The sequence below is a fragment of the Pseudomonas sp. 50_B genome (assembly GCF_017491625.1).
In the GTDB taxonomy this organism is placed as follows: Bacteria; Pseudomonadota; Gammaproteobacteria; order Pseudomonadales; family Pseudomonadaceae; genus Aquipseudomonas; species Aquipseudomonas danubii.
The window spans coordinates 205,977-228,466 of sequence record NZ_JAFGYX010000007.1 but is presented as its reverse complement, the minus strand read 5'-3'; the positions used below and the strand labels follow the sequence as shown (position 1 = coordinate 228,466).

23 protein-coding genes are annotated in these 22,490 nt (G+C 59.7%); all 23 read left to right on the top strand.

Annotated elements, in window-relative coordinates; genetic code table 11:
* Positions 1 to 64 precede the first annotated feature (64 nt).
* The 23 genes from J5M73_RS12770 to fliM all read left to right on the top strand — a co-directional run bounded on the left by J5M73_RS12770 (position 65) and on the right by fliM (position 22,447).
* The gene (locus J5M73_RS12770; protein WP_102864035.1) at positions 65 to 991 is read left to right on the top strand and encodes a ketoacyl-ACP synthase III; all 927 of its coding nucleotides are present in this window, start codon (positions 65 to 67) and stop codon (positions 989 to 991) included.
* Positions 992 to 1,073: 82 nt separating this feature from the next.
* Positions 1,074 to 2,363 carry a 6-hydroxymethylpterin diphosphokinase MptE-like protein gene (locus tag J5M73_RS12765; RefSeq protein ID WP_102864034.1) on the top strand — a complete coding sequence of 430 codons (1,290 nt, stop codon included), beginning with the start codon at positions 1,074 to 1,076 and terminating at the stop codon, positions 2,361 to 2,363.
* Entirely contained in the window at positions 2,360 to 2,629 is a 270-nt protein-coding gene (locus J5M73_RS12760) for a hypothetical protein (RefSeq protein WP_102864033.1), read from the top strand. The genes J5M73_RS12765 and J5M73_RS12760 overlap by 4 nt, the downstream gene beginning before the upstream one ends.
* A 243-nt stretch (positions 2,630 to 2,872) precedes the next feature.
* Positions 2,873 to 3,724, top strand: coding sequence for a flagellin domain-containing protein (locus tag J5M73_RS12755; protein ID WP_102864032.1), 852 nt, complete (start codon positions 2,873 to 2,875; stop codon positions 3,722 to 3,724).
* Between the two features lie 73 nt (positions 3,725 to 3,797).
* A complete protein-coding gene (locus J5M73_RS12750) occupies positions 3,798 to 4,169 on the top strand; it encodes a flagellar protein FlaG (RefSeq protein ID WP_102864031.1) in 372 nt (123 codons plus the stop codon).
* An 82-nt stretch (positions 4,170 to 4,251) separates the two neighbouring features.
* Positions 4,252 to 5,697, top strand: coding sequence for a flagellar filament capping protein FliD (gene fliD / locus J5M73_RS12745; RefSeq protein ID WP_102864030.1), 1,446 nt, complete (start codon positions 4,252 to 4,254; stop codon positions 5,695 to 5,697).
* A 129-nt stretch (positions 5,698 to 5,826) separates the two neighbouring features.
* Positions 5,827 to 6,222: a flagellar export chaperone FliS gene (gene fliS, locus J5M73_RS12740; RefSeq protein WP_102864029.1), complete on the top strand. Its 396-nt coding sequence runs from the start codon at positions 5,827 to 5,829 to the stop codon at positions 6,220 to 6,222.
* An 11-nt stretch (positions 6,223 to 6,233) separates the two neighbouring features.
* A complete protein-coding gene (locus J5M73_RS12735; RefSeq protein WP_102864028.1) occupies positions 6,234 to 6,530 on the top strand; it encodes a flagellar protein FliT in 297 nt (98 codons plus the stop codon).
* A gap of 170 nt (positions 6,531 to 6,700) precedes the next feature.
* Positions 6,701 to 8,176 (top strand): sigma-54 dependent transcriptional regulator, encoded by a 1,476-nt coding sequence (locus tag J5M73_RS12730; protein WP_011059970.1) that lies wholly within the window; start codon positions 6,701 to 6,703, stop codon positions 8,174 to 8,176.
* A gap of 128 nt (positions 8,177 to 8,304) precedes the next feature.
* On the top strand, positions 8,305 to 9,498 hold the full coding sequence (locus J5M73_RS12725) for an ATP-binding protein (protein ID WP_162884116.1): 1,194 nt from the start codon (positions 8,305 to 8,307) through the stop codon (positions 9,496 to 9,498).
* Positions 9,499 to 9,503: 5 nt separating this feature from the next.
* Entirely contained in the window at positions 9,504 to 10,910 is a 1,407-nt protein-coding gene (locus J5M73_RS12720; RefSeq protein ID WP_102864026.1) for a sigma-54 dependent transcriptional regulator, read from the top strand.
* 129 nt (positions 10,911 to 11,039) lie between these two features.
* Positions 11,040 to 11,366, top strand: coding sequence for a flagellar hook-basal body complex protein FliE (fliE, locus tag J5M73_RS12715; protein WP_102864025.1), 327 nt, complete (start codon positions 11,040 to 11,042; stop codon positions 11,364 to 11,366).
* Positions 11,367 to 11,381: 15 nt separating this feature from the next.
* Positions 11,382 to 13,169 carry a flagellar basal-body MS-ring/collar protein FliF gene (fliF, locus tag J5M73_RS12710; protein WP_102864024.1) on the top strand — a complete coding sequence of 596 codons (1,788 nt, stop codon included), beginning with the start codon at positions 11,382 to 11,384 and terminating at the stop codon, positions 13,167 to 13,169.
* On the top strand, positions 13,162 to 14,181 hold the full coding sequence (fliG, locus tag J5M73_RS12705) for a flagellar motor switch protein FliG (RefSeq protein WP_011059975.1): 1,020 nt from the start codon (positions 13,162 to 13,164) through the stop codon (positions 14,179 to 14,181). The genes fliF and fliG overlap by 8 nt, the downstream gene beginning before the upstream one ends.
* A 9-nt stretch (positions 14,182 to 14,190) precedes the next feature.
* Positions 14,191 to 15,027: a flagellar assembly protein FliH gene (gene fliH, locus J5M73_RS12700; RefSeq protein ID WP_102864023.1), complete on the top strand. Its 837-nt coding sequence runs from the start codon at positions 14,191 to 14,193 to the stop codon at positions 15,025 to 15,027.
* Positions 15,017 to 16,375 carry a flagellar protein export ATPase FliI gene (gene fliI, locus J5M73_RS12695; protein WP_102864022.1) on the top strand — a complete coding sequence of 453 codons (1,359 nt, stop codon included), beginning with the start codon at positions 15,017 to 15,019 and terminating at the stop codon, positions 16,373 to 16,375. The genes fliH and fliI overlap by 11 nt, the downstream gene beginning before the upstream one ends.
* Before the next feature lie 6 nt (positions 16,376 to 16,381).
* Complete coding sequence (gene fliJ / locus J5M73_RS12690) at positions 16,382 to 16,831, top strand: flagellar export protein FliJ (protein ID WP_102864021.1); 450 nt, start codon at positions 16,382 to 16,384, stop codon at positions 16,829 to 16,831.
* A gap of 87 nt (positions 16,832 to 16,918) precedes the next feature.
* Positions 16,919 to 17,224: an STAS domain-containing protein gene (locus tag J5M73_RS12685; RefSeq protein ID WP_011059979.1), complete on the top strand. Its 306-nt coding sequence runs from the start codon at positions 16,919 to 16,921 to the stop codon at positions 17,222 to 17,224.
* A gap of 5 nt (positions 17,225 to 17,229) precedes the next feature.
* Positions 17,230 to 18,936, top strand: a complete 1,707-nt coding sequence (locus tag J5M73_RS12680) for a fused response regulator/phosphatase (protein WP_207815745.1) — start codon at positions 17,230 to 17,232, stop codon at positions 18,934 to 18,936.
* A gap of 30 nt (positions 18,937 to 18,966) precedes the next feature.
* Entirely contained in the window at positions 18,967 to 19,311 is a 345-nt protein-coding gene (locus tag J5M73_RS12675) for an Hpt domain-containing protein (protein WP_102864019.1), read from the top strand.
* A 98-nt stretch (positions 19,312 to 19,409) separates the two neighbouring features.
* A complete protein-coding gene (locus J5M73_RS12670; protein WP_207815744.1) occupies positions 19,410 to 20,813 on the top strand; it encodes a flagellar hook-length control protein FliK in 1,404 nt (467 codons plus the stop codon).
* 155 nt (positions 20,814 to 20,968) lie between these two features.
* Positions 20,969 to 21,469, top strand: a complete 501-nt coding sequence (fliL, locus tag J5M73_RS12665; RefSeq protein WP_102864017.1) for a flagellar basal body-associated protein FliL — start codon at positions 20,969 to 20,971, stop codon at positions 21,467 to 21,469.
* Positions 21,470 to 21,478: 9 nt separating this feature from the next.
* Positions 21,479 to 22,447 carry a flagellar motor switch protein FliM gene (fliM, locus tag J5M73_RS12660; RefSeq protein WP_011059984.1) on the top strand — a complete coding sequence of 323 codons (969 nt, stop codon included), beginning with the start codon at positions 21,479 to 21,481 and terminating at the stop codon, positions 22,445 to 22,447.
* The last annotated feature ends 43 nt before the right edge of the window (positions 22,448 to 22,490 follow it).

The following is a 22,490-nucleotide window of genomic DNA, read 5'->3' as shown; positions in this document are numbered from 1 at the left end:
TTTCGGCAGCCCCTGCTCAGTGACTGAGCGGGGGTATTGAGCTGTTTATTATTGGGAAGCCGTAATGATTGGCATAAAAAGCATTGCGAGCTACGTGCCTGTAGCCGGCGTGGACAATTACGCACAAGGTGCAAAATTCGCCAAGGATGAAGATTTCATCCTGGGCAAGATTGGTTCTGCTTTTTTGCCGCGCAAAGACGACGGGCAAGAGACTTCCGATCTGTGTGTCGAAGCGGTCAATGCCCTGTTCGCCAGCAACCCGGAACTCAAGCGTGAAGCTATCGACGTATTGATCGTGGTCACCCAGAACGGTGACGAGGAGGGGCTGCCTCACACTGCCGCGATCGTTCAGGACAAACTGGGACTGCCGACCACAGTGGCGGCTTTCGATATTTCGCTGGGCTGTTCCGGGTATGTCTACGGTATCTACGCCATCAAGGGCTTCATGGAAGCTGCGGGCCTGAAGAACGGCCTGTTGGTGACCGCCGATCCCTATTCGAAGATCGTCGATCCCGAAGACCGCAACACCACCATGCTGTTCGGCGATGCCGCCACTGCCACCTGGCTGGGCGAGGGCGCGACCTGGCAGTTGGGCAAGGCCAAGTTCGGCACCGATGGCTCCGGTGCTCCGCACCTGAAAGTCAGCGACGGCGTGTTCTTCATGAATGGCCGCCAAGTGTTCAACTTCGCGCTGCTCAAGGTGCCTGCCCACCTGCACGAGTTGCTGGCCGAGTCGGGCTTGCAGCCGGACGATATCGATGCGTTTTGCATTCACCAGGGCAGTGCGGCCATTGTCGACGCCGTGGCCCGGCGCTTTGAGGGCGATCCGGACAAGTTCATCAAGGACATGGTGGAAACCGGTAATACGGTTTCCTCGAGCATTCCGCTGTTGCTGGAAAAACACATGTTCGATTCCAGCTGGAAGCGCGTTGCCTTGAGTGGTTTCGGCGTTGGCTTGTCCTGGGGGTCGGCGATCATCTATCGCTCCTGACGCTCAGCGTTCAGCGGCACACGTAGCGCTCAAGGTGTAATCTTGAGCGCTATTTTTTTGCGCGAGTGATAAGCGAGGCAGCATGAGCGACAGCTTGGAACACAATGCCCGGGTTTTGGGCGAGCGCTGGCCGGTGCTGCTGGAGCGGCTACTGGCTGAAGACAGTGGTGCGCTGCAGGCCGATCTGGTTGAGGGGCTGGGCTCGACCCTGAGCATTGCAGGTATTCAGCTCACCAGTCGTCATGATCGCACCCGTGAGGCGCATACCCAGGCCGCCAGCCTGCCTGAGGCGCCGGTCCTGCATCTGTACGGCTGTGGCTTGGGGGATCTGCAACGGGCGTTGCTCCAGCGGCCGGAGCTGAAGCGCCTGTACGTGCACATCCTCAATGGCGCGGTGTTCAGGCTGGTGCTGCAACTACTTGATCAGCAGGACTGGCTGGCCGATCCTCGGGTCGAGTTGCTGTATGCCGGCGATCTGCCGGAGATTCAACTGCCGTTCTTTGCCCTGCCAGCCGAGTTGGTGCTGGCCGATGATTACAGCGCGAAGATTCGTGATCGGCTGATCAGCGAGACCCATCTGTCCTTCAACAATCGTCTGTTCTCGGCCGATACGCCGGATATCGCCGCGCGTCTGGCCACCATCGAACCTTGGGTTCGGGCAGATCGAGATGTTGCCGAACTGTTCGATCTTCATCCTGGGCGCGAGGTGTTCGTGATCGCTACGGGACCAAGTCTGGAGCAGCATTACCCGGCATTGCGGGCCGTGGCCGGACAACCTGAGCGGCCGTTGTTGATCTGTGTGGATACAGCCTATCTGCCTCTGCTCAAGCAAGGCATCCGGGTGGACCTGGTGGTCAGTATCGATCAGCGAATCTCCACGCGTCACCTGCCGGGCCAGGGCAGTGAGGGCGTCGTCCTGGTCTACATGCCCCTGGCGGATCCGCTGGTTCTTGAAGGGTGGCAAGGGCCGCGGTATGTGGGCTATTCCTCCAGTCCGGTATTCCAGGCGTTGCGCCAGCGGTTGCCGCGGGCGCAGTTGCATGCCGGAGGCAGCGTGATTCATCCGGCCGTGGATCTCGCGGTGAAGATGGGAGGCAGGCGGATCACTCTGTTTGGTGCTGATTTCGCTTTTCCTCAGAATCGTACTCACGCCGGTTGGCAGGACGGTGATCTCGGGCCTCAGGCCGACGTGGCCCGGCATTGGGTGATGGACGGTTACGGGCAGCGGGTCAAGACTCAGCTCAACTTTCGCAGCTATCTGTGCGAGCTGGAGCGTTACATCGCGAGTCGGCCTGAAGTGGCGTTCTTCAATACCAGTCGCAGTGGCGCGATGATCCTGGGCACCACCTTCCATGGGGACTTTGTTCAATGACGCGACTTGAGCCTGTGTTTGATCGTGCGCGGGAAGTTGCCGATCTGTTCCGGCTGGGCCGGGATGTAGAAGCTGTAGGGGGCATGGTGGAGTTGTTCGAGCCCATACAGTTGTGGGTGGACAGTGCGCCGGTTTCGGTTCAGCAGGACTGGGCTCGGCTGCTGGGCCTGATGCTGGCCTGCCAGGAAATGCAGAACTGGTTGGCTCTGGCTGATTATCTTGAATATGAAATGTTGGATTGGCTGCAGGTTGGGCTCGACGGTTGACGGGGTATCCCATCTGAGGGCTCAAAGTTGGTTTTTGCGTGGGTTTTCTGGCGTCATTTTTTCGCTTGTTGATGGGCTTAACCCCTTGTTTTCCAAGGGGTGGCAGGGTGATGGCAAATATTTTTGAAAAAGCCCTAAAGCAACTTGCATTGGCGACGATAACTATTACGAAGGTTCTCTAGGCCATTACCCGGCGGTTGCCAGGGCCGGAAGCCGCAGTACCCAACCAACGAGGAATTCGTCATGGCTTTAACAGTAAACACTAACGTCACGTCGTTGAACGTTCAGAAGAACCTGAACCGCGCTTCCGACGCTCTGTCGACTTCGATGACTCGCCTGTCTTCCGGCCTGAAAATCAACAGTGCAAAAGACGACGCCGCCGGCCTGCAGATCGCTACTCGTATGACTTCGCAGATCCGTGGTCAGACCATGGCTATCAAGAACGCCAACGACGGTATCTCCATCGCCCAGACCGCTGAAGGCGCGATGCAAGAATCCACCAACATCCTGCAGCGTATGCGTGAACTGGCTGTTCAGGCACGAAACGACTCCAACGGTACTCAAGACCGTGTTGCTCTGAACAAAGAATTTGCTCAGATGTCGGACGAACTGACCCGTATCGCCAAGTCGACCAACCTGAACGGCAAGAACCTGATCGACGGTACTGCTGGCACCATGACCTTCCAGGTTGGTTCCAACACTGGCGCTACCAACCAGATCACCATCACTCTGGCCAGCGGCTTCGACGCTGCAACCCTGAGCGTGGGTTCCGCAACCATCGCCATTACCGGTACTGACAGCACCACTGCTGAAGCCAGCACCAAAGCTGCCATGGACGCCATCGACAAGGCGCTGCAGACCATCAACTCCAGCCGTGCCGACCTCGGTGCTGCCCAGAACCGTCTGACCAGCACCATCTCCAACCTGCAGAACATCAACGAAAACGCCAGTGCTGCACTGGGTCGTGTACAAGATACCGACTTCGCTGCTGAAACTGCCCAGCTGACCAAGCAGCAGACTCTGCAACAAGCTTCGACCGCAGTTCTGGCCCAGGCCAACCAACTGCCATCCGCTGTACTGAAACTGCTTCAGTAATAGCTGGCTAAGCTTTGGCGGGGGAGTGCGCTGGTCGTGCTCTCTCGCTTTTTTACTTTAAGAGGTGATGGACATGGATATGAGCGTGAAGCTGAACTTGTCTTATCCAGCGGCCAAGCCAGTGACGCCCGTTGCTGACAAGCCCGTGGAGAAGCCTCGAGAGGTGGTGCCTGCTGTGGTTGAAGTTGCCAGTCAGGACAGCAAGAAAGACGCTCAGACCGAGCAGGATAAGTTGAAGATGGCCGTTCAGGAAATCGAGAAATTCGTCCAGTCGGTCAAGCGTAATCTGGAGTTCTCGATCGACGAGCCCTCCGGCCAGGTTGTGGTCAAGGTGATTGCCAGTGATTCGGGTGAGGTGGTTCGTCAGATCCCCAACGAAGAAGTGCTGAGACTGGCCAATAGCTTGAATGACGCCAGCAGTCTGCTGTTCAGCGCGAAAGTCTGATAGCTGGCATGAAACTTGTTGCTGTGTTCTTTTGGACGTTGTAGTGGTCAAAAGTCCGGCGGCACACTGAAGGGAGAAACACATGGCAAGTCCAATTCTACCGGGTACCGGTCTGGGTTCCGGCCTCGACACCGGTGCTATCGTCAAGGCGTTGGTTGCGGCTGATAAAGCGGCCAAGCAGGGTCAGATCGACCGTGCAACTGCCAGCAACAGTGCGAGCATTTCCGGTATCGGCACCTTGCAATCGCTGTTGTCGACTTTTCAGAGCACCCTGTCGGTCACAGGGCTTGGAAGTTCGGTCAATCCCTCCTTTGCCGGCTTTGCGGCGACCTCCAGCGACAATAAAATTGTGGATGCCACAGCCGACAACTATGCGGTAGCTGGCAAATACACTGTTGAGGTGTCCAACCTTGCAACTTCGTCAAAAGTGGCCAGTAAGGCTTTTGCCGGAGGAAATACCAGTGCCATTCCGAGTGGTACGTTGAACATCACTCAAAATGGCATTAACTATCCGCTGACGATCGGCGCAAATGCGACATTGCAGTCGGTGCGTGACTCGATCAACGCCGACTCCAAGATGGCCATGTCCGGAATCAGTGCCAACATTGTGACTGACTCGTTCGGCTCGCGTTTGGTGATTGGCTCTGACAAGACCGGTGCGGGCTCTGATATTTCTGTCAGCGGTATCGCCGGGTTGGAAATTGACGGCACCCAATCCATGGGGGCGGGCGCCGCGGCATCGGGCAACATTGGTGGGCTGGCCAAGGATGCGGTTTTCAAAATCGATGGTATGCAACTGACCAGCAAGACCAATACCGTCACTCAGGCTGTTTCCGGTCTCAAGCTCAACTTGTTGGCCCCGACACAGACCGATAAGCCGATCACTATCACTGTTGCGACCAATACAGAAGGTCTGAAAACTTCGATTCAGAAGTTTGTCGATGCCTATAACGCCGTGGCCAATGGTATTTCGACCCTGACCAAGCCCTCGCTGGACGACGACGGCAAGCTGACGGTCCCAGCTCAGTTGACCGGTGACGCTCTGCCTCGTTCGATTCTGGCGGCGATTCGTGCGCCGTTGTCGGAAGTGGGGGCGGGTGACAAGTTGACGGTGCTGGCGCAGTTGGGGATTACCACCAACCAGAAGACTGGCGCCCTGGACTTCGACGATAAGAAGTTCACTGCCGCCATGACCGATAAAAAGCTCGGTGGCGAGGTGCAGAAGCTGTTTTCCGGCGATGGCACCAATCCGGGCCTGCTTGATCGTATGACTTCCGCTATCAAGCCGTTCACTCAGGGCGTAGGCAGTATGACCGAGGGGATTCTCACCACTCGGACCAAGACCCTGGATATCACCAAGAAAAAGCTCAGCGATCAGCAGGAAGCTCTGGATCGCCGTGTGGCGACGCTGACCGCGGTACTGACCAAGAAGTACAACGACATGGATACTTTGGTGGGCAAGTTGAAGGCCACCGCCAGTAACATCACGTCGATGTTCGAAGCGTTGAACGCACAGAAAAAAGGCTAATATCCAGCCTGCGCCAAAAGCCCGGCAGCGTTTTTTCAGCGCTCCGGGCTTTTGCATTTGATCTAAAGTTTTTTGACGTTGCGTCGATACATTGCTTATACGAACCCTTGATTTTTGAAGAGGTATCACATGAATCCGATGTTAGCCCTTCGGCAGTACCAGAAGGTGGGTGCACAGGCACAGACCTCAGAAGCCAGTCCGCATCGTCTGGTACAGATGTTGATGGAAGGCGGTCTGGATCGTATTGCGCAGGCCAAGGGCGCGATGGAGCGCAAGGATATCGCCAACAAGGGCGTGTTCATCGGCAAGGCCATTGGCATCATCGGTGGCTTGCGTGAGGGGCTGGACCTGGAAAACTCCATGGATACCCTGGGGGATCTGGATGGTCTCTACACCTACATGATGAAGCGTCTGACTGAAGCCAATATCAAGACCGATCCGAAGATTCTCGATGAGGTCGCTGATCTGCTGCGTACGGTCAAGGAAGGCTGGGATGCCATCGCTGCACCGGGTCCGCAGTTCTAAGGAGGAACACCATGAGTGCTGTCCTGCAACGCATCGAAGAAACCCGCGAAGCCCTGGTTGGTGCCTTGGCTGAGCGCAACTGGCAAGCCATTGGCGAGTTGGATCTTGCCTGCCGTTCGTGCATGGAAGATGTGCTTGGTGAGGCTCAGGTTGACGAGGTCGCCTTGCGGGACAATCTGGAGGAGTTGCTGGGTGTTTACCGGCAGCTGCTTGAGGTGGCAACCGGTGAGCGTCAGGCAATAGTCGACGAGATGTCGCAGATCACCCAAGCACAGAACGCAGCAAAGGTTTACCATTTGTTCGGTTAATGTTGAGTTAATCCGAACGTTGCGCGCCATAAATTTGACTGTGCACGCATTTTTGACTTAACTAGTGGCTGTTTTCAGATTTCAGGCGTCTATAAGGCAGAAAATGCCTAAAGCGCGTCTAGCTTGCCCCTCATTCTGGGCATTGAGTTGACTAGGGAAGTTGCTATTGCATGTGGCGTGAAACCAAAATTCTGCTGATCGATGACGATAGCGTGCGCCGCCGCGACTTGGCGGTGATTTTAAATTTTCTCGGTGAAGAAAATTTACCCTGCGGTAGCCATGACTGGCAGCAGGCTGTCGGCTCTTTGTCGTCAAGTCGTGAAGTAATTTGCGTCCTCATTGGGACTGTAAATGCTCCTGGTGCGCTTTTGGGCCTGTTAAAGACACTCTCAACCTGGGATGAGTTCCTTCCGGTTTTGTTAATGGGCGAAAATTCTTCTATCGACTTGCCAGAAGACCAGCGTCGTCGAGTGCTTTCCACTCTGGAAATGCCTCCTAGCTACAGCAAGTTGCTTGACTCCCTGCACCGTGCCCAGGTCTATCGTGAAATGTACGATCAGGCCCGCGAGCGCGGTCGTCACCGCGAACCCAACCTGTTTCGCAGTCTGGTAGGCACCAGTCGTGCGATCCAGCACGTGCGGCAGATGATGCAGCAAGTGGCGGATACCGATGCCAGCGTGCTGATCCTTGGTGAGTCCGGGACCGGCAAGGAAGTGGTAGCTCGTAACCTGCACTACCATTCCAAGCGTCGTGACGCGCCATTCGTTCCGGTCAATTGCGGAGCCATTCCTGCAGAGTTGCTGGAAAGCGAGTTGTTCGGCCATGAGAAGGGCGCATTTACCGGGGCCATTACCAGTCGTGCCGGGCGCTTTGAGCTGGCCAACGGTGGCACCCTGTTCCTCGACGAAATCGGTGATATGCCGCTGCCAATGCAGGTCAAGCTGTTGCGGGTGCTGCAGGAGCGTACCTTCGAGCGCGTAGGTAGCAACAAGACCCAGGGTGTCGATGTGCGAATCATCGCAGCCACCCATAAAAACCTTGAAAGCATGATTGAAGTGGGCAGTTTCCGTGAGGATCTGTACTACCGCCTCAACGTGTTCCCCATCGAGATGGCGCCGTTACGTGAGCGAGTGGAAGACATTCCGTTGCTGATGAACGAGTTGATCTCGCGCATGGAGCATGAGAAACGCGGTTCGATCCGCTTCAACTCCGCGGCCATTATGTCCCTGTGCCGGCATGGCTGGCCGGGTAACGTCCGCGAACTGGCGAATTTGGTGGAGCGCATGGCGATCATGCATCCGTACGGCGTGATCGGTGTGGTCGAGCTGCCCAAGAAGTTTCGCTACGTCGATGATGAAGACGAGCAGTTGGTGGACAGTCTGCGCAGTGACCTGGAAGAGCGCGTGGCGATCAATGGCCATGCGCCGGACTTTGCTGCCACCGCCATGCTGCCGCCGGAAGGCCTGGATCTGAAGGATTACCTCGGTAGCCTGGAGCAGGGTCTGATCCAGCAAGCGCTGGACGATGCCAATGGCATTGTGGCTCGAGCCGCAGAACGCCTGCGCATTCGTCGCACCACCCTGGTGGAGAAGATGCGCAAGTACGGCATGAGTCGTCGTGAAGGTGATGAACAGGCGGATGATTGACGCCTGTTTTTCAAGTTGTTGAAAAAAGGGCGGTTTTTTTTAGGCACGGGTATTGCTAAGTCTCTTGCAACGTTCCGTTTAACTGACGGTCAGCCACGCGAGAAAGCACGATGCCCCAAGCCGCCCAGATGTCTCCTGTCCCTGATACTTCGGGGCAATCGTCGTCCGTAGAGCAGGCAAGCCGGCTGGGTCTTGAGCAGGCCTTCGCCTTGTTCAACCAGATGTCGAGCCAACTTACTGACTCCTACAGCATGCTTGAGGCTCGGGTGACTGAGCTCAAGGGCGAGTTGGCTGTGGTCAGTGCCCAGCGGATGCAGGAGCTGGCGGAAAAAGAGCGTCTGGCCAACCGTCTGCAAAACCTTCTCGACCTGTTGCCCGGTGGCGTCATCGTCATTGATGGCCAGGGTATCGTCAGCGAGGCCAACCCGGCGGCGTGTGATTTGCTGGGGCTGCCGCTGGAAGGGCAGTTGTGGCGCAACATCATCGCCCGCAGCTTTGCTCCCCGCGAGGATGACGGTCATGAAATATCCCTGCGCGATGGCCGGCGCCTATCGATCGCTACCCGCTCACTGGATGCCGAACCCGGGCAACTGGTGCTGCTTAACGATTTGACTGAAACCCGTCATCTGCAGGATCAACTGGCCCGTCACGAGCGCCTGTCCTCCCTGGGAAAGATGGTCGCTTCTCTGGCGCATCAGATTCGCACGCCGCTCTCGGCGGCCCTGTTGTATGCCAGTCACCTCACCGAGCATGAACTGCCAGTGGCCACTCATCAGCGTTTCGCAGGGCGCCTCAAGGAGCGACTGCACGAGCTGGAGCACCAGGTGCGCGACATGCTGGTGTTCGCTCGTGGTGAGCTGCCTCTCACTGATCGCCTGACTCCCAAGTCGCTGCTGCAATCACTGCAGGCCGCGGCCCTGACCCATGTCCAGGATGTTGCCGTGCGCTGGCAGTGCGACAGTCATCAGGGAGAGTTGTTGTGCAATCGCGACACCCTGGTGGGTGCCTTGCTCAACCTGATCGAGAATGCCGTGCAAGCCAGTGCCGGCGCGGCGCGGCTCAAGGTGCACCTGTACAGTCGTGGTGACACCCTGCGGTTGTGCATCAGTGACAGCGGTAGTGGCATCGATGCGGCGGTGCTGGAGCGTCTGGGAGAGCCGTTTTTCACCACCAAGGCCAATGGGACCGGACTTGGCCTGACGGTGGTCAAGGCGGTGGCTCGTGCGCATCAGGGAGAATTGTCGCTGCGTTCCCGTCCTGGGCGCGGTACTTGTGCGCTGGTGACATTGCCTCTGTTCTCCAGTGCTCATGGAGTGGAGTGAAGGTAATGGCAATCAAGGTTCTACTGGTTGAAGACGATCGCGCGTTGCGCGAGGCCCTGGCGGACACTCTGCTGCTGGCCGGCCATGACTACAAGGCGGTCGGCAGTGCGGAAGAGGCGCTGGAAGCGGTTGCCGTGGAGTCCTTCAGCCTGGTGGTCAGCGATGTCAACATGCCTGGCATGGATGGTCATCAGTTGTTGGGTCTGTTGCGTGCCCGCCAACCGCAGTTGCCGGTGTTGCTGATGACTGCCCATGGCGCCGTCGAGCGAGCCGTGGAGGCCATGCGTCAAGGCGCTGCCGATTATCTGGTCAAGCCCTTTGAGCCTCGTGCCCTGCTGGAATTGGTGGCGCGCCATGCCCTGGGTTGCCTGGGGGCGGGCGAGGATGAGGGGCCTGTAGCCTTTGAGCCGGCCAGTGCGCAATTGCTGGAACTGGCCGCGCGCGTGGCCCGTAGTGATTCCACTGTGCTGATTTCCGGCGAGTCCGGCACGGGCAAGGAAGTGCTGGCACGTTACATCCACCAGCATTCCCATCGAAGTGCCCAGCCCTTTATCGCCATCAACTGTGCGGCGATTCCCGACAACATGCTCGAAGCCACCCTGTTCGGGCATGAGAAGGGGTCTTTCACGGGGGCTATCGCCGCGCAGCCCGGCAAGTTCGAGCAGGCCGACGGCGGCACTATTCTCCTGGACGAAATTTCCGAAATGCCCCTGGGGCTGCAGGCGAAGTTGCTGCGGGTGTTGCAGGAGCGTGAAGTGGAACGGGTGGGGGCGCGTAAACCTATCGCTCTGGATATCCGGGTAGTGGCCACCACGAACCGCGACTTGGCAGGAGAGGTGGCGGCCGGACGCTTCCGCGAGGATCTGTATTACCGTCTTTCGGTGTTTCCTCTGGCTTGGAGACCATTGCGCGAGCGTACCGCCGATATCTTGCCGCTGGCCGAGCGTCTGCTGGCCAAACACGTCAATAAAATGAAACATGCCGCCGCCAGGCTCTCGGCTGAGGCGCAAGCATGTCTGCTGGCCTATCCATGGCCGGGCAACGTCCGGGAGTTGGACAACGCTTTGCAGCGGGCATTGATCCTGCAGCAGGGCGGCCTGATCCAGCCGGAAGATTTCTGCCTGGCCGGGCCGGTGGCCTGTGCACCCCTGCCGGCTCTGGCTCCTGCCGGTCAGTCGGCGTTGCGCGGCGTGGTCGGCGAGGATGAGGGCGTGCCTCAGGAGTCGGGTGGCCTGGGGGATGATCTGCGGCGCCGGGAATTTCAGATGATCATCGATACCCTGCGTTCCGAGCGTGGGCGGCGCAAGGAGGCGGCGGAGCGTCTGGGGATCAGTCCGCGCACCCTGCGTTACAAATTGGCGCAGATGCGTGACGCCGGAATGGACGTCGAGGCCTATCTGTTTGCGACCTGATGATTGATATTCAAAGTCCTGGATGGGCTTTTGTTGAGTTGGGCCATGGAGCTGGCACCCTTGTTGCTAACACCTCACTAACCGCACGGTGAGCGTCAAAAAATTGCGGGTCGTCAGAGAGAGTAGACCATGAGCCAAGGTGTTGAATTTAATCGGTTGATGCTGGATATGCGGGCCATGCAAATGGACGCGATGTCGCAGCCTAAATCCGCCGCAGTGGCAGAGGTCAGCGGCAGCAGTTTCGCTGACATGCTTGGCCAGGCCGTGAACAAGGTCAACGATACCCAGAAGGCGTCCAATCAGTTGGCCAGTGCCTTCGAGATCGGCAAAAGCGGTGTGGACCTGACGGATGTGATGATTTCCTCGCAAAAGGCCAGCGTGTCTTTTCAAGCCTTGACCCAGGTTCGTAACAAGCTGGTTCAAGCGTATCAAGACATCATGCAGATGCCGGTTTAAGGACGAGATTGAGTCATGGCAGAAGCAGTCGCCGATAACGTACCGGCCAAGGCCACCCCGATAGACGGTAAACCGCCGCTGTTCGGTTTGTCCTTCCTGGAAAACCTGTCCCAGATGACCATGCTGCGTCAGGTTGGCCTGTTGGTAGGCCTGGCCGCCAGCGTGGCGATCGGCTTTGCCGTGGTGCTGTGGTCTCAGCAGCCCGATTACCGGCCGCTGTACGGCAGCCTGGCCGGGATGGACGCCAAGCAAGTCATGGACACCCTGGCTTCTGCCGACATTCCTTACACCGTCGAGCCCAACTCCGGTGCCTTGCTGGTCAAGGCCGATGACCTGTCTCGTGCCCGCCTTAAACTGGCTGCCGCCGGTGTGGCACCGGGTGACGGCAACGTCGGCTTCGAGATCCTTGATAAAGAGCAAGGCCTGGGCACCAGCCAGTTTATGGAAGCGACCCGTTATCGTCGCGGCCTGGAAGGTGAGCTGGCCCGCACAATCTCCAGTCTGAACAATGTCAAGGGCGCCCGGGTGCACCTGGCGATTCCCAAAAGCTCGGTGTTCGTGCGCGACGAGCGCAAGCCCAGTGCTTCGGTGCTGGTAGAACTGTATTCCGGCCGCTCCCTGGAGCCAGGCCAGGTCATGGCCATCGTTAACCTGGTGGCTACCAGCGTCCCCGAATTGAGCAAGTCCCAAGTCACAGTGGTCGACCAAAAGGGCAATCTGCTCTCCGATCAAGCGGAAAACTCCGCGCTGACCATGGCCGGCAAGCAGTTCGACTACAGTCGTCGCCTGGAGGGCATGCTGACCCAGCGGGTGCACAACATCCTGCAGCCAGTGCTGGGCAACGATCGTTACAAGGCTGAGGTCTCGGCGGATGTCGACTTCAGCGCCGTTGAATCCACTTCCGAACAGTTCAACCCGGACCAGCCGGCCTTGCGCAGCGAGCAGTCGGTCAACGAGCAGCGCTCCAGCAGCAATGGTCCGCAAGGCGTTCCGGGTGCTCTGAGCAACCAGCCGCCTTCGCCGGCTTCGGCGCCGCAAACCACCGGTGGTGCTACCGCCGCCGCGGGCATGGTGCAGCCAGGTCAGCCGCTGTTGGACGCCAACGGTCAGCAGATCATGGATCCGGCTACCGGCCAGCCGATGCTGGCACCGTACCCGTCGGACAAGCGTCAACAATCCACCAAGAACTTCGAGCTCGATCGTTCCATCAGCCACACCAAGCAACAGCAGGGGCGTCTCAATCGCCTGTCGGTAGCGGTGGTGGTGGATGATCAGGTCAAGGTCAACCCGGCCAACGGCGAAACCAGTCGCGCTCCCTGGAGCGCCGATGAATTGGCGCGCTTCACTCGTCTGGTGCAGGACGCAGTGGGCTTCGATGCCAGCCGTGGCGACAGTGTCAGCGTAATCAACGTGCCGTTCTCCGCCGAGCGTGGGGAAGTGATCGCCGACATTCCGTTCTACTCGCAGCCGTGGTTCTGGGACATTGTCAAGCAAGTGCTGGGCGTGTTGTTCATCCTGGTGCTGGTGTTCGGCGTGCTGCGCCCGGTGCTCAACAACATCACTGGCGGCGGCAAGAACAAGGAACTGGCAGGGCTGGGCAGCGACGTCGAGCTGGGCGGCATGGGCGGCCTGGACGGCGAGCTGGCCAACGACCGCGTCAGCCTGGGCGGTCCGCAAAGCATTCTGCTGCCGAGCCCGAGCGAGGGTTATGACGCTCAGTTGAACGCAATCAAGAGTCTGGTGGCTGAAGACCCGGGTCGTGTGGCTCAGGTCGTGAAAGAGTGGATTAACGCAGATGAGTGATAACCGAGCCGCTACCGCCAAACTGACCCGGGTCGACAAAGCCGCGATTCTGCTGCTGTCCCTGGGTTCCACCGATGCCGCGCAAGTGCTGCGCCACATGGGGCCGAAAGAGGTTCAGCGTGTGGGTGTGGCCATGGCGCAAATGGGCAACGTGCACCGTGAGCAGGTCGAGCAGGTGATGAGCGAGTTCGTCGACATTGTCGGCGATCAAACCAGTCTCGGCGTCGGTTCCGATGACTACGTGCGCAAAATGCTGACCCAGGCCCTGGGCGAAGACAAGGCCAACGGCCTGATCGACCGTATCCTCCTGGGTGGCAACACCAGTGGCCTGGACAGCCTGAAGTGGATGGAGCCACGGGCCGTGGCCGACGTGATCCGTTACGAGCACCCGCAGATCCAGGCCATCGTGGTGGCTTACCTCGATCCGGATCAGGCCGGTGAAGTGCTGGGCAACTTCGACCACAAGGCGCGCCTGGACATCATTCTGCGGGTTTCCTCGCTCAATACTGTGCAGCCAGCGGCCCTGAAAGAGCTGAACCAGATTCTCGAGAAGCAATTCTCCGGCAACTCCAACGCGTCCCGTACCACCTTGGGCGGTATCAAGCGCGCAGCCGACATCATGAACTTCCTCGACAGCTCGATTGAAGGCCAGCTCATGGACTCGATCCGCGAAGTCGACGAAGACCTGTCTGGCCAGATCGAAGACCTGATGTTCGTGTTCAACAACCTGGCCGATGTCGATGACCGCGGTATCCAGGCCCTGTTGCGCGAAGTGTCTTCCGATGTCCTGGTTCTGGCCCTCAAGGGGTCGGACGAAGGGGTCAAGGAAAAGATCTTCAAGAACATGTCCAAGCGTGCGGCGGAGCTGCTGCGCGACGACCTGGAAGCCAAGGGCCCGGTTCGCGTCAGCGACGTGGAAACTGCGCAGAAGGAAATCCTCACTATTGCCCGCCGTATGGCCGAAGCCGGAGAGATTGTTCTCGGTGGGAAGGGCGGCGAAGAAATGATCTAAGGTCGCTTTATGTCGTCCAGCAGTGATGAGTCCCAAAGCGAACTGATTCGTGCCCGGGACGTCGAGGGTTTTGACGTCTGGGCACTGCCCAGTTTCGATCCCGAGCCGCCCGAGCCTGAGCCGGAGCCTGAAGAGGTGCCGGAAGAAATCGAGGAAGTGCCGCTGGAAGAAGTCCAGCCACTGACCCTGGAAGAGCTCGAGAGCATTCGCCAGGAAGCCTATAACGAAGGTTTCGCCACCGGCGAGAAGGAAGGCTTCCACAGCACCACGCTCAAGGTTCGCCAGGAGGCTGAAGTCGCCCTGGTCGCCAAGTTGCAGGCGCTCGAACAGTTGATGGTCAATTTGTTCGAGCCCATCGCCGAGCAAGATACGCAGATCGAACAAACCCTGGTGGATCTGGTCAAGCACGTCACCCGGCAGGTGATCCAGCGTGAGCTGGTGATGGATTCCAGTCAGATCGAACACGTCATGCGCGAGGCCCTCAAGCTATTGCCGCTGGGGGTTGGCAATGTACGTCTTTATGTCAATCCGCAAGACTTCGAGCAGGTCAAGAGCCTGCGCGAGCGGCACGAGGAAAGCTGGCGCATCGTCGAGGACGAGGCGCTGCTACCCGGAGGTTGCCGAGTCGAGACCGAGCACAGCCGCATCGACGCCAGCATCGAAACCCGGATCACCCAGGCCTTGGATCAACTGTCCGATCAGTTGCATGAGCAGTCGCTGCACCCGGCGGCTGCGGACCTGAGCCTGGACCTCGGCCCAAGGACTCCGTCGGCGCCGGATGTCGACGCTGCAGAGTCCAGCGTTCCAGAGCAGGCCGAGCCTGCGGAACACCCCGATGCGCCTTGAACGCACCAGTTTCGGCAAGCGCCTGGAAGGTTACGCTGAGGCCGTCAAGCTACCAGGTCAGCCGATTCTTGAAGGCCGCCTGCTGCGCATGGTCGGCCTTACTCTTGAAGCCGAGGGCCTGCGCGCCGCCATGGGCACCCGTTGCCTGGTGATCAACGATGACAGCTATCACCCGGTTCAGGTCGAGGCGGAAGTCATGGGCTTTTCCGGGAGCAAGGTGTTCCTGATGCCGGTGGGCAGCGTGGCCGGGATCGCTCCTGGTGCTCGGGTTGTCCCTCTGGCTGATACCGGGCGCCTGCCCATGGGCATGGCCATGCTCGGGCGTGTGCTGGATGGTGCCGGACGCGCTCTGGATGGCAAGGGCGGCATGCGTGCCGAGGACTGGGTGCCGATGGACGGTCCTACCATCAACCCCCTCAAGCGCGACCCCATCAGCCAGCCGCTGGATGTGGGCATTCGCAGCATCAACGGTTTATTGACGGTAGGTCGCGGCCAGCGCCTCGGTCTGTTCGCCGGTACCGGCGTGGGCAAGAGTGTGCTGCTGGGCATGATGACTCGCTTCACCGAGGCCGACATCATCGTGGTCGGGCTGATCGGCGAGCGGGGGCGTGAGGTCAAGGAGTTCATCGAGCACATTCTCGGTGAAGAGGGGCTCAAGCGTTCAGTGGTGGTGGCTTCGCCAGCGGACGATGCGCCGTTGATGCGTTTGCGGGCGGCGATGTACTGCACGCGGATCGCCGAGTATTTTCGCGACAAGGGCAAGAACGTCCTGTTGCTGATGGATTCCCTGACCCGTTTCGCCCAGGCCCAGCGGGAGATCGCTCTGGCCATTGGCGAGCCGCCGGCCACCAAGGGTTACCCGCCTTCGGTGTTCGCCAAGCTGCCCAAGCTGGTGGAGCGGGCCGGTAATGCCGAGGCCGGTGGTGGCTCGATTACCGCGTTCTATACCGTGCTGTCCGAGGGTGACGATCAGCAGGACCCGATCGCCGACTCGGCTCGGGGCGTGCTCGACGGGCATATCGTGCTGTCCCGGCGCCTGGCCGAAGAAGGGCATTATCCCGCCATCGATATCGAGGCCTCCATCAGCCGGGTCATGCCGGCGGTGATCAGCCCCGACAACATGGCTCGGGCGCAATACTTCAAGCAGTTGTGGTCGCGTTATCAGCAGGCTCGGGACTTGATCAGCGTTGGCGCTTACGTCGCCGGTGGCGATCGCGATACCGACACCGCAATCTCCCTGCAGCCGGCGATGGTTGCCTACCTGCGCCAGGGCCTTAACGACAACGTCAGCCTGGGTCATAGCCAGACCCACCTGGAAATGCTTTTCGCTCCAGCGACGGGGGGCTAACCGGCCATGGCCGACAGCCGTGCGGCGCGTCTGGCGCCGGTGGTGGACATGGCGGAAAACGCCGAGCGTACCGCTGCCCAGCGTCTGGAGTACTTTCACGGCCAGGTGCGTGTGGCCCAGAGCAAGCTCGGGGACCTGGAGCGTTTTCGTGGCGACTACCAGGAGCAGTGGGTCGAGCGCGGCAAGCTCGGCGTCAGTGGTCACTGGTTGATGAACTACCAGTATTTTCTCAGTCAGCTGGATACCGCCGTGGCCCAGCAGCGGCAAAGCCTTGCCTGGCATCAAAACAACCTCGATCGCGCGCGCGAGGCCTGGCAGCAGGCTTATGCCCGGGTGGAAGGGCTGCGCAAGCTGGTGCAGCGTTACATTGATGAGGCTCGAGCGCTTGAGGACAAGCGCGAACAGAAGCTGCTGGATGAACTTTCCCAGCGTCTGCCCCGTCAGAACCCTTATTGAGAGCGCTCATTTTTCGTCCGCAGGTTGTTCGCCGGGTCAGTGGGTGCTAAACCTTTTAAACGTCGTCAATGACAAGGAAGCAGTCACATGTCGGTCGTTACAGAAATATCCCCGGACGGACAAAAACTCACGATTTCCATCAGGGGGCGCTTCGATTTCGGGCGCCACCAGGAGTTTCGTGAATCCTATGAGCGCCTGAACCGGACGCCGGAGTCCATTGTGGTGGACCTCAAGGAAGCCACCTACCTCGACAGCTCGGCCCTGGGCATGCTGTTGCTGTTGCGTGATCACGCCGGTGGCGACAATGCCGATGTCCGGGTGATCAACAGCAACTCGGATGTGCGCAAGATCCTTGCCATCTCCAATTTCGACAAGCTTTTCGACATCAGTTGAGCGGTATGCGCTCGATGACCGAGCCCCTGTGTGTGCTGATCGCCGAAGATGGCGCGGCGGACCGCTTGCTGCTGTCTGGCATTATCCGGCGCCAGGGGCACCAGGTGCTGGCGGCCAGTAATGGGGCCGAGGCCCTGGCGTTGTTCGAGCAGCAGCGTCCGCACATAGTGCTGATGGACGCGATGATGCCGGTGATGGACGGCTTTGAGGCGGCGCGACGGATCAAGGCCCTGGCAGGCGAGACCCTGGTGCCGATCATCTTCCTCACCTCTCTGAGTGAAGGGGAGGCGCTGGCTCGCTGTCTGGAGGCAGGTGGCGACGACTTTCTGGCCAAGCCCTATAACCCGGTGATTCTGGGGGCCAAGATCAACGCCATGGACCGTTTGCGGCGCCTGCAGGAAACCGTGCTGGCGCAGCGGGACCAGATCACTCGTCACCACGATTACTTGCTCAACGAGCAACGGGTGGCCAAGGCGGTGTTCGACAAGGTCGCCCACTCCGGTTGCCTGGATGCGCCGAACATCCGCTACCTGCAGTCGCCTTACGCGCTGTTCAATGGCGATTTGCTGCTGGCGGCCTACACCCCGGCGGGTGACATGCATGTGCTGTTGGGGGACTTCACCGGTCATGGCTTGCCAGCGGCGGTGGGGGCCATGCCTCTGGCCGAGGTGTTTTATGGCATGACCGCCAAGGGTTACGGGCTGCCGGAAACCCTGCGGGAGATGAATGCCAAGCTCAAGCGCATCCTGCCGGTGGATATGTTCTGTTGTGCGACCCTGCTGTGCCTGAGTACCCAGCGACGGTCAGTGGAGGTGTGGAATGGCGGCATGCCCGAGGGGTATCTGTATCGTCATGCCGGCAGTGCGCGTACGCCCCTGGTGGCGCGACATCTGCCCCTCGGGGTGCTGAGTGCCGAGGCTTTCGAAGATCGTACTGAAGTGTTCCCCATGGCGCCGGGGGATCGGGTATTCCTGCTGTCCGATGGGGTGATCGACACCTGCAACACCGCCGATGAGTTGTTTGGTGTGGAGCGGTTGCACCGGGTGTTTGCCGCCAACCGCGAGCAGGAGCGACTGTTCGAGGAGATTCAGCAGGCCCTGGAGGACTTTGGTGGCAGTGCCCGGGACGATGTGAGCATGGTCGAAGTCGGCTTGCCAGAATTTCCCAGGCTGGCGCCGCCGGCCCCGGTGTACTCCGACAGCGGCCAGTCCTGTCCGCTGGATTGGTCGGTGAGCTTCGAGTTCCGCGCCGCTACCCTCAAGCGCTTCAATCCTTTGCCGTATCTGTTGCAGTTGTTGCTGGAGGTGCACGGCCTGCGCTCCCAGAGCGGGGCTCTGTACAGCGTGCTGGCCGAACTCTATTCCAATGCCTTGGAGCACGGTGTGCTCAAGCTCGACTCCCGGCTTAAACGGGATGCCGAGGGCTTCAGTCGCTATTACCGCGAGCGATCCGTGAGGCTGGCGGAGCTAGAGGATGGCTTTGTGCGGGTGCATTTGCAGGTGCAGCCTCTGGAGGCGGGAGGGCGCCTGATAGTGCGGGTCGAAGACAGTGGCGAGGGCTTCGATGTCGCGGCGATCCTGGCTCGGCCCAACGATACCGGGCGCTTGTCGGGGCGCGGTGTCAGCCTGATCCGACAGATGAGTCGCCAGGCGGAGTGGGCGGACGATGGGCGCAGTGTCTGCGTGGAGTTTTCCTGGGAGGCTCTGGCATAATCCTGGGGTTCTTGATCAAGGAGTGAACAAGTGGCTGAGATACATCTGGACCACACGGTGCTCAACGCATTGCAGGAGGTCATGGAGGATGAATACCCCGTCCTGCTGGACACTTTCGTCTGCGACTCCGAGGAACGAGTGCGGCTGTTGCGCAAGTCCGAGGATGCTCTGCAGCTAGTGGCGACCGCCCATAGTCTCAAGGGCAGTAGCAGCAATATGGGGGCGATCCGCCTGGCTGAGCTCTGTCATGAGCTTGAGGTGCGGGCCGGACAGTCGGCCGTTGATGGCATTCGCCAGCTGGTGGGGGAGATCGATGGCGAGTTCGCCATTGTCCGGCGCTTGTGCGAGCAGGAATTGCAGCGCTTCCACTGCTGAGAAACGACCTTTTGTCAGCGGGTTGATAAAGCTGGCTCGACCTTTGCAGTCAAGTCTCTGAACTGTACCTTTGATCCCCGTGCAGCGGAGACTGTCCCATGGCTGTTACCCCTAATTCGCTTCTTCAGGCCACAGCTCAGGCCAACGCTAAGTCCAAGACTCAAGCGGCCCCTGCCAGCCCTCTGGCAAGCGTTGCCGAGCCTGGGGACAAGGCGTCCAGCTTCGCGCAGCTCTATGCCAAGGAGTCTCAGAGCAAGCCGCAGAACAAGTCGCCGGCCCTCGCCGACAACTCGCCCAAGCCCGTACGGGACAAGAGCGTCGACAACAGTCCGAAGAAGGATGTTGCCAGCGATCAGTCTGCCGCGCCGCAGCCAGCGGTTGCCGATAGCGGCAAAACCTTGCCTGCCGATAAGCCGGTGAGCAGCGACAGCAAGCCCGCCACTGCCGCCAGTGATGACAACAAGCCGGCCGATACCACGCAGGCCGACGCCTCGGTGGATCCGGCGCCGGTGGACCCGAGTCTGTTGCCGACGATCCAGCCGCAACCTCAGGTCGCCGAAGTGCCGCCGCCGGTAGTGGCTGCGCAACCTCAGGTGGAAGTGCCCGTGGCGCCGCCCGCTGGAGTGGTGGCAGCGGTAGTGCCGACGGTGGCGCCTGTGGCGGAGCCGCCCAAGGAGGCCTTCGATCCTGAGGCTGATCCGCTGGATGCCTTGCCAGCGCTGCGTCTGGCCATGGAGCAAGGCGGGCATGTATCGGCTTCCAGTCAGTCTCAGCCCAAGGCTGCACCCGCGAATGCCGATGCCGACGGTCAGTTGACGTCGGCGCAGAACTTCGCCAATGGCATGGCCGGCATGCTTGAGCAGCACACCAGCAAGAACAGTACCGAGCAGGGCGGCGAAAAGGCCTTCACTGGCCTGATTGCCGACGGCCTGAAAGACCTCAAGGGGGCTTCCAGCGATACCCGGGTGGATGATTTCGCCAATCGTCTGGCGGCCCTGACTCAGGCCGCGACGCCGAAGACCGCCAATGCGGTGCCGGTCAACCAGCCGCTGGCCATGCACCAGAGCGGTTGGACCGATGAAGTGGTCAATCGGGTGATGTACCTGTCCAGCGCCAACCTCAGGTCGGCGGACATTCAGTTGCAACCTGCGGAGCTGGGACGCCTGGATATTCGCGTACACATGATTCCTGATCAGCAGACCCAGGTGACCTTCATGAGTGCCCATGCCGGTGTCCGTGAAGCCCTGGAAGGGCAGATGCACCGTATGCGAGACATGTTCAACCAGCAGGGGTTGGGGCAGGTGGACGTCAACGTTTCCGACCAGTCTCGCGGCTGGCAAGGTCAGGAACAGGCGCAACAGGAGCAGAACCGCAGGAGTGGTTCCAGCACCAGTGGCATGCGCCTGGACGGTGGCGACGAAGAGTTGCCCCATGGCGTGGCTGAAGTGGCTGCCCCGGTGCAGACCGTGATTGGCACCAGCGCTGTGGACTATTACGCCTGATTGAGTGACAGAGGGGGCGTGGCCGAGAGAGCTCGCCATGCCCCTTGCTTCTCCTTCCCCGCTGCTTATCCCCCCATTTCGGACAAATCTGGCATAACACTTGCTCTTGCCTTGCCGTGCGACTGTGAACCCCCGAATAGTGACGGATTATTGGCATGGCGAAGAGCGAAGCAGCAGAAAAACCCACCGCAGGGAAAAGCAAACTCAAGCTTATCCTCTTGATTGTTCTGGCGTTGTTGCTGGCCATCGGCTTGTCGGTCGGCGCCACCTGGTACTTCATGCACAGTGCTCAGAGCAAGCCTGCGCCGGTTGCGGAAACCGCCAGCAACGTCAAGCCGGCAGCGATCTACGAGCCCATGGCCCCGGCCTTCGTCGTCAACTTCACGCAGAACGGTCGTCAGCGCTACATGCAGGTGAGCATTACCCTGCTGGCGCGCAACCAGGCCGACCTGGATGCGCTGAAAGTGCACATGCCGGTGATCCGCAACAACCTGGTGATGCTGTTCTCTGGACAGAGTTTCGACACCCTGGCGACTCCGGTTGGCCAGGAAATGCTCCGCCAGAAGGCCACTGCCAGCGTCCAGGAAGTGGCGCAGAAAGAGGTGGGCAAAGTAGTGGTCGAGCAGTTGCTCTTTACTAACTTCGTACTGCAGTAGGAACACGACATGGCCGTGCAGGACCTGCTGTCCCAGGATGAGATCGATGCGCTGCTCCATGGCGTCGATGACGGTCTGGTACAGACCGAACATGCTGCCGAACCCGGCAGTGTCAAAAGCTACGACCTGACCAGTCAGGATCGCATCGTCCGCGGACGCATGCCGACCCTGGAAATGATCAACGAGCGTTTCGCCCGCTATACAAGGATCAGCATGTTCAACATGCTGCGTCGTTCCGCCGATGTGGCGGTAGGTGGCGTGCAGGTCATGAAGTTTGGTGAGTACGTGCACTCGCTGTATGTGCCCACCAGCCTCAACCTGGTGAAGATCAAGCCGCTGCGTGGCACGGCGCTGTTCATTCTCGACGCCAAGCTGGTGTTCAAGCTGGTGGACAACTTCTTCGGCGGCGACGGCCGCCACGCGAAGATCGAAGGGCGTGAATTCACGCCTACCGAGCTGCGGGTGGTGCGCATGGTGCTGGAGCAGGCCTTCGTCGATCTGAAGGAAGCCTGGCAGGCGATCATGCCGGTCAACTTCGAGTACATAAACTCGGAAGTGAACCCGGCCATGGCCAACATCGTCGGCCCCAGCGAAGCCATCGTGGTGTCGACCTTCCACATCGAACTCGATGGCGGTGGCGGCGACCTGCACGTGACCATGCCGTACTCGATGATCGAGCCGATCCGCGAAATGCTCGACGCCGGCTTCCAGTCTGACCTGGATGACCAGGACGAGCGCTGGAGCAAGGCCCTGCGCGAGGACGTGCTGGATGTGGCAGTGCCGCTGAGCGCCACCGTGGCCCGTCGTCAGTTGCGCCTGCGGGACATCCTGCACATGCAGCCGGGCGATGTGATCCCGGTGGAACTGCCGGAAGACATGATCATGCGTGCCAACGGCGTACCGTCGTTCAAGGTCAAGCTGGGTTCCCACAAGGGCAACCTGGCGCTGCAAGTGATCGAGCCGATCGAGCGCCGTTGAGCGGCGCTCCAACCTGTTTGCTGTTCAATGAATTTTTGCCCGT

Bases quoted from the DNA above. Each gene is read 5' to 3' on its own strand.
- J5M73_RS12725 (WP_162884116.1), top strand. From the start codon at position 8,305: ATGTCTCCTGTCCCTGATACTTCGGGGCAATCGTCGTCCGTAGAGCAG.
- fliM (WP_011059984.1), top strand. From the start codon at position 21,479: ATGGCCGTGCAGGACCTGCTGTCCCAGGATGAGATCGATGCGCTGCTC.
- J5M73_RS12770 (WP_102864035.1), top strand. From the start codon at position 65: ATGATTGGCATAAAAAGCATTGCGAGCTACGTGCCTGTAGCCGGCGTG.
- J5M73_RS12730 (WP_011059970.1), top strand. From the start codon at position 6,701: ATGTGGCGTGAAACCAAAATTCTGCTGATCGATGACGATAGCGTGCGC.
- fliG (WP_011059975.1), top strand. From the start codon at position 13,162: ATGAGTGATAACCGAGCCGCTACCGCCAAACTGACCCGGGTCGACAAA.
- fliH (WP_102864023.1), top strand. From the start codon at position 14,191: ATGTCGTCCAGCAGTGATGAGTCCCAAAGCGAACTGATTCGTGCCCGG.
- J5M73_RS12680 (WP_207815745.1), top strand. From the start codon at position 17,230: ATGCGCTCGATGACCGAGCCCCTGTGTGTGCTGATCGCCGAAGATGGC.
- J5M73_RS12735 (WP_102864028.1), top strand. From the start codon at position 6,234: ATGAGTGCTGTCCTGCAACGCATCGAAGAAACCCGCGAAGCCCTGGTT.
- J5M73_RS12685 (WP_011059979.1), top strand. From the start codon at position 16,919: ATGTCGGTCGTTACAGAAATATCCCCGGACGGACAAAAACTCACGATT.
- fliJ (WP_102864021.1), top strand. From the start codon at position 16,382: ATGGCCGACAGCCGTGCGGCGCGTCTGGCGCCGGTGGTGGACATGGCG.
- fliD (WP_102864030.1), top strand. From the start codon at position 4,252: ATGGCAAGTCCAATTCTACCGGGTACCGGTCTGGGTTCCGGCCTCGAC.
- fliE (WP_102864025.1), top strand. From the start codon at position 11,040: ATGAGCCAAGGTGTTGAATTTAATCGGTTGATGCTGGATATGCGGGCC.
- J5M73_RS12760 (WP_102864033.1), top strand. From the start codon at position 2,360: ATGACGCGACTTGAGCCTGTGTTTGATCGTGCGCGGGAAGTTGCCGAT.
- fliI (WP_102864022.1), top strand. From the start codon at position 15,017: ATGCGCCTTGAACGCACCAGTTTCGGCAAGCGCCTGGAAGGTTACGCT.
- J5M73_RS12765 (WP_102864034.1), top strand. From the start codon at position 1,074: ATGAGCGACAGCTTGGAACACAATGCCCGGGTTTTGGGCGAGCGCTGG.
- J5M73_RS12670 (WP_207815744.1), top strand. From the start codon at position 19,410: ATGGCTGTTACCCCTAATTCGCTTCTTCAGGCCACAGCTCAGGCCAAC.
- J5M73_RS12750 (WP_102864031.1), top strand. From the start codon at position 3,798: ATGGATATGAGCGTGAAGCTGAACTTGTCTTATCCAGCGGCCAAGCCA.
- fliS (WP_102864029.1), top strand. From the start codon at position 5,827: ATGAATCCGATGTTAGCCCTTCGGCAGTACCAGAAGGTGGGTGCACAG.
- J5M73_RS12755 (WP_102864032.1), top strand. From the start codon at position 2,873: ATGGCTTTAACAGTAAACACTAACGTCACGTCGTTGAACGTTCAGAAG.
- J5M73_RS12720 (WP_102864026.1), top strand. From the start codon at position 9,504: ATGGCAATCAAGGTTCTACTGGTTGAAGACGATCGCGCGTTGCGCGAG.
- fliF (WP_102864024.1), top strand. From the start codon at position 11,382: ATGGCAGAAGCAGTCGCCGATAACGTACCGGCCAAGGCCACCCCGATA.
- fliL (WP_102864017.1), top strand. From the start codon at position 20,969: ATGGCGAAGAGCGAAGCAGCAGAAAAACCCACCGCAGGGAAAAGCAAA.